This is a genomic window from Bifidobacterium apri (assembly GCF_009299485.1).
Lineage (GTDB): Bacteria > Actinomycetota > Actinomycetes > Actinomycetales > Bifidobacteriaceae > Bifidobacterium > Bifidobacterium apri.
In genome coordinates this window covers 1-12,983 of sequence record NZ_WBSO01000007.1, presented here as the reverse complement: position 1 = coordinate 12,983, position 12,983 = coordinate 1, and the positions used below count along the sequence as shown (strand labels likewise).

General features: G+C 62.4%; 9 protein-coding genes. 7 read left to right on the top strand and 2 right to left on the bottom strand.

What is annotated here, in order from left to right:
* Positions 1-4: 4 nt before the first annotated feature.
* The 4 genes from DSM100238_RS05685 (at position 5) to DSM100238_RS05670 (ending at position 3,657) form a co-directional block, all read left to right on the top strand.
* Positions 5-1,255 (top strand): ABC transporter permease, encoded by a 1,251-nt coding sequence (locus DSM100238_RS05685; protein WP_152355725.1) that lies wholly within the window; start codon positions 5-7, stop codon positions 1,253-1,255.
* A complete protein-coding gene (locus DSM100238_RS05680; RefSeq protein ID WP_152355724.1) occupies positions 1,242-2,525 on the top strand; it encodes an ABC transporter permease in 1,284 nt (427 codons plus the stop codon). Before DSM100238_RS05685 ends, DSM100238_RS05680 begins: the two co-directional genes overlap by 14 nt.
* A 23-nt stretch (positions 2,526-2,548) precedes the next feature.
* On the top strand, positions 2,549-3,148 hold the full coding sequence (locus DSM100238_RS05675; protein WP_205730694.1) for a GNAT family N-acetyltransferase: 600 nt from the start codon (positions 2,549-2,551) through the stop codon (positions 3,146-3,148).
* A gap of 98 nt (positions 3,149-3,246) precedes the next feature.
* Positions 3,247-3,657, top strand: a complete 411-nt coding sequence (locus DSM100238_RS05670; RefSeq protein ID WP_152355723.1) for an arsenate reductase ArsC — start codon at positions 3,247-3,249, stop codon at positions 3,655-3,657.
* A gap of 73 nt (positions 3,658-3,730) precedes the next feature.
* Here DSM100238_RS05670 and DSM100238_RS05665 read toward each other — a convergent pair whose 3' ends face one another.
* Positions 3,731-4,540, bottom strand: a complete 810-nt coding sequence (locus tag DSM100238_RS05665; protein WP_152355722.1) for a carbon-nitrogen hydrolase family protein — start codon at positions 4,538-4,540, stop codon at positions 3,731-3,733.
* A gap of 79 nt (positions 4,541-4,619) precedes the next feature.
* Here DSM100238_RS05665 and DSM100238_RS05660 point away from each other — a divergent pair, with 79 nt between their 5' ends.
* The 3 genes from DSM100238_RS05660 (at position 4,620) to DSM100238_RS05650 (ending at position 11,260) form a co-directional block, all read left to right on the top strand.
* The gene (locus tag DSM100238_RS05660; protein ID WP_152355721.1) at positions 4,620-7,064 is read left to right on the top strand and encodes a TerB N-terminal domain-containing protein; all 2,445 of its coding nucleotides are present in this window, start codon (positions 4,620-4,622) and stop codon (positions 7,062-7,064) included.
* A gap of 111 nt (positions 7,065-7,175) precedes the next feature.
* Positions 7,176-8,693 carry an ATP-binding protein gene (locus DSM100238_RS05655; RefSeq protein WP_240812371.1) on the top strand — a complete coding sequence of 506 codons (1,518 nt, stop codon included), beginning with the start codon at positions 7,176-7,178 and terminating at the stop codon, positions 8,691-8,693.
* Positions 8,694-8,794: 101 nt separating this feature from the next.
* Complete coding sequence (locus tag DSM100238_RS05650; RefSeq protein ID WP_152355720.1) at positions 8,795-11,260, top strand: DEAD/DEAH box helicase; 2,466 nt, start codon at positions 8,795-8,797, stop codon at positions 11,258-11,260.
* A gap of 114 nt (positions 11,261-11,374) precedes the next feature.
* On the opposite strand, the gene DSM100238_RS05645 is transcribed toward DSM100238_RS05650, so the two are convergent.
* Entirely contained in the window at positions 11,375-12,856 is a 1,482-nt protein-coding gene (locus tag DSM100238_RS05645; RefSeq protein ID WP_152355719.1) for an ATP-binding protein, read from the bottom strand.
* Positions 12,857-12,983 lie beyond the last annotated feature (127 nt).

The window sequence follows — 12,983 nt, the reverse complement described above, 5'->3', positions numbered from 1 at the left end:
CGTCATGTGGCATACCTTCGTCATCAAGCTGAAAAGCTCACTGCGCACACCGGCCGTCCTGTTCTGGATGATCGCGTTCCCCATCATGCTGTCCACGCTCATCCAAGGCGTCTTCGGCGGCATCGCCTCCGGCGAAGTCACCCTTGAACCGGCGCCTGTGGCGGTCGTCGCCGATGAAACATGGACCGCTAACCGAGGCGCCGACCTGTTCATCAGCATGTTCGCATCATCCGACGGCAAGTTCGCTACGGCGGCGACGAACGGCGGCACCGCCCTGTTCACCCGGGTGGATACCGACGATGAAGCCGAAGCACAGGCGCTGATGCATTCCGGCAAGGCGCTCGCCTACGTATCGGCGCACGATTCAGGCCAGCTGACCCTCACCCTCTCGCAAGCCGCGGCCGCGGATATCGCACAAGTGAAATCAGGCGGTTCCGACGGGCGGGCATGGTCGTTGATCACGCTCGGCACCATGGTCGAGCAGTACAATGAGCGCTCATCGATCATCGCCGATGCCGTCCGACAGGCGGCGGCGAAGGATCCCGGGAAATTGGCGGATACGGCATGGATCGCCCGACAGGCGGACGTGAATATGGACACGTTGACCAAACCGGTGCCCGGCATCAGGCACGCCGATACCATGGCCCGATACCATTTCGCGATTCTTGCGATGAGCATGCTGATGGCGATGTCCACCGCGTGCAGCATGCTCACCACGCTGCAAGCCAACCTGTCACACCTGGGCGCTCGGGTCAGCGTCTCCCCGCTGTCGCGTCGGGCGCGGATCTTCGCAGTCCTGCTGGCCTCATGGCTGGTGACCTTCCTGTGCATGCTCGTCGTCTACGCGTACATGCGGATCGTCCTGCACGCATCCATCCCCGGGCGTGAAGGGCTGGCGGTGCTCGCCATCGCGCTCGGATCCGGCACCGCCACCTGTCTTGGACTCGCCCTAGGCGCAATCCCCACACTGTCACTCGGCACGAAAAGCGGCCTGAGCGTCGCCATCTCCCTGACGCTGTCGATTTTCACCGGGTTGTACGGCAATATGTCATTCGCCGACAGCATCCAGCGGGCCGTGCCGGCGCTGCAATACCTCAACCCCGCCAAACAAATGTGCAACCTGTTCTACGACCTGCTCGCTTATGACAGTCTCGCACCGTTCGCGCGCACCGTCGGCGTGCTCGCTTTGACGGCAGCCCTCGCGCTCGCGCTTGCGGCATTCGAACTCAGGAAGATGCAATATGAACACCTGTAAGGTCGCTTGGCTTGTCCTGCGTGCGAACATATTCCAACTGCTGGTCTATCTGCTGACAACCGTGGTGATGGCGGCGCTGCTCGGCATCGGGGTCGGCGAAAATGCAGGCAGCGACGATCAGACGAACACGTATGATCCGCCTACCGCAACTTTGGCGATCATCGACCGGGACAGCGCCGGCGCGCATGCCACAGGCGCCGCGTTGCGAAGCTACCTGTCCGCAACCGCCGACATCGTCGAGGTGACGGACGACACCCAGGCGATCCAAGACGCTATCGCCACACAGTATGTCAACCTGATCGTCATCGTTCCCCAAGGGTATGCGGATTCCTTCACCCGTGCCGCGCGTGACGGCGGCACCTTGCCTTCGCTCGGTCTTGCCGGTGCGAGCGGCTCGGAATCCACGGATTCGGCAAGCGTCCAGATGCTGACGCTCAACATCAACGGGTTCCTCGGTTCACTGCGTTCCGTCATGCTCGCCGACGACACCGCAAACCTGTCTCAAGCCGCCGCCAAGGTCGTCAACGCCTCAGCGGACAATGGCATCGCCTCGCACGAATCCATCCGGGTCGAACAGGCTTCCGGCACCACGCCGACGCTTCCGGCGAGCGCACGCGTATGCGCATCGACATTCGCCATCATGCTCTACCCGCTGATGCTCAGCATCGCGTTCATCGTGATCGTCATCATCAACGCGTTCAACCAGCCGGCGACCATGCGCAGGGTCGGCGTATCCGCGATACCAGGCAGAAGCGTATGGATGCAGGTGCTGCTCGTCTGCTGCGTCGCATCCATCCTGATATGGCTGTGTTGCACCGCCGTCACCCTCATCTGCGCGTCCACTTGCCAAGGCGGGATTACGGGCATCGGGACTCGTCCGCTGCTGTTGACGCTGTGCGGCACGTTCGTGTTCTCCCTGATGGTGGCGTCACTGGGATTCTTCATCGGGCAGTTCCGCATGTCGTCCGCCGCGATGAACGGCATCGTCAACACGGTCGCGCTCGCTTCCGCGTTCCTGTCCGGCGCATGGCTGCCGCAATGGTTGATGCCGGCATCATTGCGCACGTTTGCACGACTGCTGCCCGGCTGGTGGTATGTCGGCGGCGTCTATGACGCGTTCGGCGGGCAAGGCGCGGCGATGACCGGCGTGCCCGACATGGGCCGATGGGCGGGTTCGACCGGTCTGATGGCACTGTACGCAATCGCGTTCATCGCCGCGGGGCTGGTCGTCTCACGGTTCGTCTCACGGTTCGTCTCACGACGCACATGATTGACGCGCGGTACCATGGCATCATGACCACACCGACACCACAGCTTGCCCTGCTGCCGATCCGCACAGCCACAGCACAAGATCTCGATGCCATCGATAGCCTCGAACGCGCGTGCTTCCCGCCGGCGGAAGCGGCCAGTCGCACGTCGATCAGCAGCCGGCTGGCGGTGTTCCCCGACCATTTCTGGCTGTTGGAAGCCCCTCGCAACCCCGATACCGGCGACCATGACGAGCATGGGGAGCGTGCCGATGCCGGCGACCGTATCGATGGCGCCGGCAGTACCGATGCCGGCCTGTTGCTGAGTTTCGTCAACGGCATGGTCACCGACCAGCCGCATCTGCTTGACGACATGTACGACCATGCCGAGATGCATGACCCGCACGGCGCATGGCAGATGATTTTCGGCGTGGACACCCACCCGGACTACCGGCGGCACGGGTACGCGGGACGCGTATTGCGCCATGCGATCGACACGGCGCGCGCGGAACATCGCCGTGGCGTGGTCCTGACCTGCAAGGATCGGCTGGTGCACTTCTACGCGTCCTTCGGTTTCCGCGACGAAGGCATGTCCGCCTCGACGCATGGGGGAGTGCCGTGGCATGAGATGCGTCTGACCTTCTGACCCGGACGCACCGGCGATACGCGCAGCACGCGCCCGATGACGCCCCCAATCAAAATCGAAACAATCACGGGAATCACCTGTGGAAAGCCGAGGTACCGATGACATTGCCCACCGTCGCGTTCATATGCACACACAACTCCTGCCGCAGCCAAATCGCCGAAGCGCTCGGACGGGCGTTGGCTTCGGACGCGTTCACGTCATATTCAGCCGGCACCACCATCAAATCCGCCATCAATCCGGACGCCGTCCGGCTGATGCGCAGCCTGTACGGCATCGACATGCCGGCGAACGGGCAGCACCCCAAAACACTCGACCAGCTGCCCCACATCGACGTGGTTGTCACCATGGGCTGCGGCGTCGCCTGCCCGGTGATACCCGCCCGACTGCGGGAGGACTGGGGGCTGGAGGATCCCACCGGCAAAGACGATGCGGCATTCACCGCCACCATCCGCGACATCGAACGCGATATCCGCGATCTGCGCAGCAGGCTCCTCAACCATCAGGTGTGACACCCGGGTGAACCGGGTCGTCCCATACGCGTCCAGGCCTGCCTGGCGTTGCAGAAAACAATCAAACGGACGGTCAAACGTACAATTCCGGTCGGCGCAGCCTCGTATACGGCTTGGCGTCCCGCATCGCCTTGGCGGCGGCCAGATCAAGGTCGGCGACCAGCAGTTCAGGCTCTTCGCCAGCCATCGCGATCACCTGACCGTCAGGCCCGACGACTACGCTGCGACCGTCGAACCGCATCGCATCCTCAACGCCCACACGGTTGCACATCGCGATATTCACACTGTTCTGGAACGCTTGCACGCGCACTTCCTGGAGGAACATCTCCTCGGGTTCGGCGCTGGTGTTCGCCGTCGGGATGATCACCAGATCGGCGCCCCGCAAGGCGAGCGTGCGAATGGTCTCGGGGTAATGCCGATCGAAGCATACGCACACTCCGATGTCGCCGAACGGCGTCCCGATCACGCGGATCGCATCGTCAGGCGTGTAATAATCCCGCTCGTAGAAGCGCTCCGCTTGCGCGATATGCACCATGCCCTGCATGCCGAGCACCCTGCCTTGGGCGTCAATGACCAAGGTGGTGTCATAGCGTCTGCCGTCATCGTGTTCGAGATAGACGTTCGGGCACGCCATGATCCGATTCGCCTTGCACGCCTCGCGTATCGCCTGGATCGCAGGGTCGTCGATGTGCATCGCGTATCCGGCGGCGTCCAGGGGAGTGTCCGACGCCGGGTATTGCGGGAAGAACGGCGAGTATTGGATTTCAGGGAACACGATCATATCGGCATGACGGTCCGCCGCCTGGGCGATCAGGGCGACACTGGTGTCCACATTGCCGGCGATGGCGGTACCCATACTCATCTGTGCAAGCGCGATTCTCATGGCAGCATGATAGCTGTGCCGGCAATCCTCAGGCAAGGCGCATTTCAATCGCCGGTCTGCTCGCGCTAGACTCGATGATATGGATATGAGGGATGGGTTCAACGACATGGCGGACGCGGTGACGCGTTACGCCGTACAGAACCTGTCCGCAGTGCTTGAGCCCGGCAGACGGGGCAGAAACGGCCTGACCTTCCGGCATCGGACCACCGGTAGGATCATCGCCATCCTCATTGATGGGCGTGATCTGCTTGTCCGCTGCACGCCGCAACAGGCCGCGCACCCGTCCCTCACGCCGGGTGTCGCGGCGAGCATGCATACCGACCACGACTCGTGGGTGTCCGTCAAGCTTGACGGCAGCGTTGATGTTTCCACGATTGTCGAGTATTTGAACGTTTCGTCTGAGCGCGCCGGCATGTCTGCGCCCGACCCCGCTGCCGCTGACACCTCGGATGCGCGCGGCACGGCTGCGGCGCCGGGCGGGACACAACCCTCAGCCGAATCCCGTGTGTACACGGATGTGGCCATTCCCGCGAGGGCCGGTACGTCACACCGCCGGCCGGCTGTACGCGGGGTGTACGGTCATGTCGAGGATGACGACGCTCGCCATACCGTTGCACCGGCTGCTCGGCGCGGCTTCCGCTCTGCTCATGATGCGCAGCCCGCCGCCGATCCGGTCATGTTGCCGGAAGCCTTGCCGGACCTCTCGCCGGACGCCCCGCGAGATGGGGAACGCACGCTCAGACAGTCATTCGCAGACACGCGCCACGGCAATGACGGCATGCTGCCGCTGATCGATATGCCGGCGAACGCCATCGGCCAGCGGATCCCACACGCGTCGCACGACAGCCGACCAAGGCCGGCACGCCCCCAGCTGCCTGCACGTTTGCGGCATATGCGCAGCATCCGCGCCCACTACACCTTCCGCAACGTCGCCTTCGGGCGCGCGCTCGACTTCTACCTGCAAGGCGCGAGCGTCGCCGACTACCGTGACACCAGCGCATGGCATGGAATCTTCCGCTGGCAACACCCCACATACCGCGATATGGACAACGCCCAGCTGCGCGGCTACTTCGCCTGGCGCACCCGCTTCCTCGAGCACACCGACAGCCAAGACCACGCTCCAGCCGTCCAGAGTGCGACCGCCGCCGAGACGCCCGACGACGCCTGGTACGACACCTGCGTCGCCTTCGCCAAAGTCCGCGTCTATGAAATCATCTGCGGCATCATCCCCGATCCCGAACAGGGCTTCCAAGAGCTCACCCGTATCGCCAAGGACTACGCCTGGCAGGACACGCGCTTCGCCGCATCCCTGGCCCAATGGATCCGCGGATACATCATCGACCGCGACCTCACCACGCATATCACCGGCGACCTGTTTACTGAAACCATCCGCGACCGTATGATCACGATCCTCACCAATCCGGCGGAAACGACCGATGAAGAGTACCTCGACGCGGCGATAAGCATCTCCGCCTATCATCTGGACACGTCGGCGTTCACCAGGCATCACCGTGACATCGTGCAATACTCCCTTAGGCGCATCTGCCAAGCCGTCGACCGGTATCTGCGCGAACAACGGCATACCAGCCTCGCGGACGTCTGCTTCGGACAACCCACAACAATCGATGCCGTCCGACTGTTCCCGGACGCCGTCTACCTCGACACCCAACGGTACCGGCCGCAAGCCGACTACGGGATGATGAAACGCGTCGTCAACGAACCGCAAACCGTCAGCATCGACCCGATCCGCTCCTATCAGTGGACCACCGATGGCCATTGGCACCTGACCACATACGCCACCGACCTTGCCGGCCGCGTATTCGGCGATATCATGCGGGTATGCGACCGGCAATTACGCCGGCACCACCACTTCGGGCATGACATGAAAGCACCGCCATCAGGCGGGCTCGCCCATGCGCTCATCCCCGTCATCGACCAGGCCATCGACGAGATCGAACGCGCGCGCCTCATCGCCAGCCGCCCGCACATCACCATCGACATGCACGAGCTCGCCCGCATCCGCCACGACGCCGACATCACCAGAGACGCCCTGATCGTCGACGACCACGACACCCCGGCCGAATCAGCGCCGGAACGCATCATCGAGCCTGCGGTTGAACCTGCCGTCCTCCGGCAGGCGGAACAGGCTCAAGAACCGCCAACCGAACCGGATACGGCCCCCACACCGCAATCAACACCAACACCGGCGCCCGCAGCGATCCCCGCCGACACCCCCGCGCCAGCCCCGACAGCCGCGCCGGCTTCCGCACCCACGCCCGCGCCGACAACCCCACACGACGGCACGACAACAGACCCGGAACACTTCCTTGTTCGCTCACTGCTCAACCACGAACCATACGAGGACGAGCTACACCGCCGCCACGAAAGCGTGAGTATGCTGGTAGACCGGATCAACGAACGCATGATGGACGAAATCGGCGACACCGTCATCGAATTCGACGGCGACCGACCCGTTATCATCGAAGACTACGAAGACGACCTGCGACAATGGCTGACACGTTGACATGCTGACACGCTAGCCCGGCACAACACGCCTGCACGCAGAGCAACAACACAGCAACGGCAGGGGCAGGCACCCCGGCACCACGGATACGACGAGAAGGACAGACGACATATGGACATGGACCGCACCACACCAACCAGCACAGGCGACACCGCCCAAGATGCAACCTCCGGCATCGGTGACGTCCACACCCCATCCACCCCGGCGCACCCAACAACCACGACGACCCCAGACACGACGTCCCAAGGCACACCGACCACACAACCGGCAAGCGTGCCGCCACGCCGACAAGTGCCCAAACGCATCGCCGGCGTCATCATCAACTCCCTCAAAGGCGGTGTCGTACCCCGCATCGGCCTGCCCTACATCACCGTAGGACGCCGCCGCGAAATCGAAGCGATCCTCCACGACGTCGACATCATCGAAGACGGGGGCGCCGCCTTCCGCTTCATCGAAGGACGCTACGGCAGCGGCAAAAGCTTCCTCCTGCAAGCCGTCCGCACCCACGTCATGGACCGCGGCTTCGTCGTCGTCGACGCCGACCTGTCACCCGAACGCAGACTCCAAGGCACCAAAGGGCAAGGACTGGCCACCTACCGCGAACTCATGCGCAACATGTCCACCAAAACACGGCCAGAAGGCGGGGCGCTCCCGCTCATCCTCGACCGGTGGATCAGCCAAGTGCAAACAGACACCGCACGGGCGCTCGCCGAAAGCACAGGCGTCATGCCCTCGCCGGACGACCCTGAGTATGCGGTTCGCGTCGATCAGACCATCAGCGAGGTTATCGCTTCGATGCAGGACATGGTCCATGGCTTCGATTTCGCCCGACTGCTCACCATGTACTACCATGCCAGACGACAAGGCGACGACGAGACCGCGGGGCGCGTGCTCAAATGGTTCCGCGGCGAATACGCCACCAAGACCGAAGCACGCGGGGAACTGGGCGTCGGCGTCATCATCGCCGATGACAACTGGTATGACTATCTCAAGCTGTTCGCCGGATTCCTGGTCAAAGCGGGCTATCGCGGACTGATCGTGATGCTGGACGAACTGGTGAACATCTACAAGATCCCCAACGCGATCACCCGGCAGAACAACTATGAGAAGATGCTCACGATGTACAACGATACGATGCAAGGCAAGGCGCATCATATCGGCATCATCATGTGCGGCACCCCGCAGTGTGTCGAGGACCGGCACCGTGGCATTTACAGCTATGAGGCGTTGCGCAGCCGTCTGGCGGACGGTCGGTTCTCATCCGAGGGGACGCGCGATCTGCTGGCCCCGGTGATCCATCTTGATCCGCTCGGACCGGAGGAGATGCTTGTGCTGGCGGGTAAGCTGGCCGATATCCATGCACGGCTGTACGGCTATGAGCAGACCTTGAGCGACGAGGATCTGGCTTCGTTCATCCGCATCGAATACCAGCGGGTCGGCGCGGATTCCCATATCACGCCGCGCGAGGTCATCCGTGATTTCATCGAGCTGCTCGACATCCTCTACCAGCATCCGGGCAAGAAACCCGCCGATTTGCTGGCCTCCGACGAATTCTCCTATGCACAGGGCGATCCGTCCGACGGGATGAATCCTCAGGCGGGCGGACAGTACGCTCAGTTCACGATTTGAATGTCGAACCCACCTCGGTGCCGACGGGTGTATAGCTGTTGTGTAGTACAGATAAACAGTAGGTTGTCGGCGATACGACCATCAGGAAAGGACGGACGCGCATGGATGTCTTCAATCGGTATGCTCCATTCATCCAGGACGCCATCTATGAACACGGCTGGCAGTCCTTACGCGGCGTCCAAGTCGCGGCGGGCGAGGCGATTTTCGGCACCGACCAGAACGTGCTGCTGAGTGCGTCCACCGCCTCTGGCAAAACCGAAGCCGCATTCTTCCCGATCCTCACTCTGATGGCGGAAGACCCGCCGGCATCGGTCGGCGCCCTGTACATCGCGCCGCTCAAAGCGCTGATCAACGACCAATTCGACCGCCTCAACGACGTGTGCGCAGAAGGCGGCATCCCGGTATGGCACTGGCATGGGGACGTCTCGCAAACCCACAAACGCAAGCTCATGAAGCACCCTTCCGGAATATTGCAGATCACGCCGGAATCACTCGAAGCCATGCTGCTGCACCGTCATGCCGCCATCTCCGCGCTGTTCGGCGACCTGCGATTCATCGTTATCGATGAGCTGCACGCGTTGATGCGCGGCGACCGTGGCGGACAAACCCTGTGCCTGATCGAACGGCTCTCGCGTATGGCGGGTGTCAATCCCCGGCGCATCGGCTTGTCGGCGACGATCGGCGACCCGCAGCAGGCAGCGGAATTCCTCAGTGCCGGCACCGGGAAAAGGACGGTCGTCCCACGGATCGAGTCGGCGGGACAGACCTGGCGACTGTCGATGGAACATTTCTTCAACGCCGGACCGCAAGCCTCAGACAAGGGGCTGCGCACGCCGGCATACGCCGCGAATCCGCATGCGGTCGACGGTAATGGCCTACCGCTGATCGAGCGGAATCCGGCACTGCCGAATGGCACACACGGTACTGGTATAGCCGCCGAAGCTGGCGTGCCCGCTGCATTGGATGCCGAGGCGGACAACAGCGCCTGGCCGCAGACTCCCGGAGCCGCTCTCGACGGCGCCCAACGGCACACCGCCACCGACTCCAACCCCACGGCGGCGGTACCGGAGCCTGCCACCGATTCGGCACCTGAAATGGCCGATCCGGGCATCGGATACATCTTCGACCATACACGCGGCCGCAAATGCCTCGTATTCTGCAATTCCCGCGAAGAAGCCGAAGCCGTGACCACCACCCTGCGCCAGTATTGCGAAGTCAAGCATGAGGCGGATCGATTCCTCATCCATCACGGCAACCTCTCCGCGCCCATCAGGCAGAGCGCCGAAGAAGACATGAAGGACGAGAACAGCTGCATGACCACCGTCACAACGGCGACCCTCGAACTGGGCATCGATATCGGACGGCTCGAACGCGCGTTCCAGATCGATGCGCCCTTCACCGTATCCTCGTTCCTCCAACGCATGGGACGCACCGGCAGACGCGACCAACCGCAGGAAATGTGGTTCGTCATGCGGGAAGACCCGCCACAATCCAGGGACATGGCGCCGGATATCATCCCATGGAAGCTCATTCAGGGTATCGCGTTGATCCAGCTGTATGTGGAACGCCGATGGGTGGAGCCTCCCCGGCTTGACGGGCTTCCGTACAGCCTCCTGTACCACCAGACCATGAGCACACTCGCCTCGGGTGGGGAGATGACACCGGCGCAACTGGCGTCGCAGGTGCTGTCGCTCGCCGTATTCCGCCACGTCACGGAGGACGACTACCGAATCCTCTTGCGGCATCTGCTCGATATCGACCATATCGAAACCACCGAGCGCGGCGGCCTGATCGTCGGCGTAGCAGGGGAGCGGATCACCAGCAACTTCAAGTTCTACGCGGTGTTCCAAGAGAACGAAGAGTACAGCGTACGCAGCGAATCACAAGAAATCGGCACACTCGTCGCACCACCCCCGGCGGGTGAGAAAATCGCCATCGCCGGGCACGTATGGGTAGTCGACGAGGTCGATCGCAAACGCCACATCGTCTACTGCACCATGGTCAAAGGCAAAGTCCCCGCATATTTCGGAGACGTCCCCGGAGACATCAACACGGTGATCCTCGAGCGGATGCGTCAGGTCCTTATCGAACCGCCAGAGACCATCTACCCCTATCTCATGCATAACGCCGTGGCCCGGTTGCGGCAGACAAGGGTCGACGCGGCGGTGATGGGCCTTGCCGACCGGCCGCTGCGCCATTTGGGCGGCAATATGTGGGCGCTGTTCCCGTGGTTGGGCACGTATGCGTTCCTGGCGCTCAAACGGCTGTTGCTGCTTCGGTGCGCGCCGGTGCTTGGGCTCAAAGGCATGGAAGCGTGCTCACCGTACTATATGACCTTCCGCATGGAAGCGGACGCCGCCACGTTCTACCGCACCGTTGCCGAAGCCGTACACGACCTCGACGACCCCTTGACACTGATGTACCCGGACGAAGTGCCGGATTTCAACAAGTACGACCAATTCCTGCCACCCCAACTGGTGCGTAAGGGATTCGCATGCGGCGTACTTGATATCGACGGCATGTGCGCTCGCGTGCGCGAATGGGAACGATTCGTCAGCAAACCCTGACATTTCGGTGCCTGCAATCTTGCGCACGGTTGCGATCGCGCTGAAATACGCGATGACGACCGCGGACGCCCAAGCCGTCACCATCGCGGTACTGCGCGGGTATCGCCTGCCGCGTCACCGCCCGCGCAGCCGGTAGCGTTTCGTTCCGTCCTCGGCTGCCGGGTGCGCCTGCGCGATCTCTCCGGCGCGGACAAGCTCACGCAGGCCGGACGCCACGGCGAGCGGCGTCAAATGCAGTTCGCGGATGATTTCCTTCGCGCTCATCGCCGAATGACGTTCCAACAGGCCAAGAATCGCTTGGGAAACCTCGGACGGCGAATTGACGGCATGAAGTTTGCGTTTCGTGAACGTCATGGTGAACATGCCATGCTCGTTGCGCGCTTCCGCCGGTTCAATGCCGGATTCGCGCAACTGGGAGAGGATCTGCCGGAACCCGTCACCCCCAGAGGTGACGACCGTGCCGCCGTGCGGCGAAGGGGTGAGTTCAAGCAGCGTGAACAGGAACTGGTTGCGGGTCGATGTCATCGTCGGCCCGTCATCCTGCGGGTGTTTGGACAGCACCTCCTGCGTGACGGTGCCATACAATCCGCCGGGATTCGTGATGGTAATACGGTCGGTGAACACGCTCACGCGGACGGGCGTGCCTTGCGCGTCAGGGGAGTAGTCGCGGTGGATGAGCGCGTTCGCGATCGCCTCGCGCAGCGCCGCTGGCGGGTATTCGGGCTTACGCCCGCCGATCCAACGCATCAGCGATTCCGTGGTGTCCTCGATCATCACCGGGATGGATCCGACCACATGCTGGGTCGCAATTAGTGATTCATTCCCGCGGAACACGTCATCGGCGTTCGTGCCGGGGAACACCGCGACGGACACGCCGAGCCGCGGATAGTATTTCTGCGGGTACCTGCCGAGCGCGAGCAAACCGGCGAGTGTGGGGCGCAGCACGCCGCCGACCTTGGAGTCGTCACTGTCGTCGTGGCGTAACGCCTGCAGATCGCACAGCACCTGTTCGTCACTGCGGCCGGCGAACACATGCGGGTGCCGTTCGCTCGCATTGCCGGTCACCGCTTGGACCAAGGCCGGATCGAGGTCATCGATAGTCGCTCGCGGAACAAGATCGAGATCATACGTGGGCTGGTTGTGCTCCTCGATAAGCCGGTCGACCTCATAGGCGGTCATATGCCGGTCCCCGTCACCTGTACGGATGAACGACCCGTCATGCGGGCCGAGCGCGGTGATGAAACACGGTTTGAGTCGCGGCTGCATCTCATCTACCCGCGCGAACACCAAGTTGGTTCCCTCGAACGGGCAGGTGACGATTACCGGACGCACCACCGGGGTGAGCCGCTCACACGCCTGGCTGAGCGCCTCCTGCATGGCGCGCGCGTTGAACCCCTCGACCGGTGTGAACCCGTTCTTCTCCGACAAGCCGAGAATAATCCAGCCGCCGGAACCGTTCGAGAACGCGGACAGCGTTTCGGTGATGGTCGAGGACATTTTGCGCTTGCATTCCTTGACCTCGCACTGCTGGGTGTCATTGCCGATGATGCGCATCAGACCGATGAGCTCGGTCATCGTGCTCGTGTAACGGTCCATAAGTTCTTAATAAAGGTAATGATTACAAGGGATAAGCAACCAAACACAAAATTAAATGGATGCTAAACATGGATGCTACAATAAAAGCATGGCAAGCACATTCAAAGTCAAACACAACGGACGCATC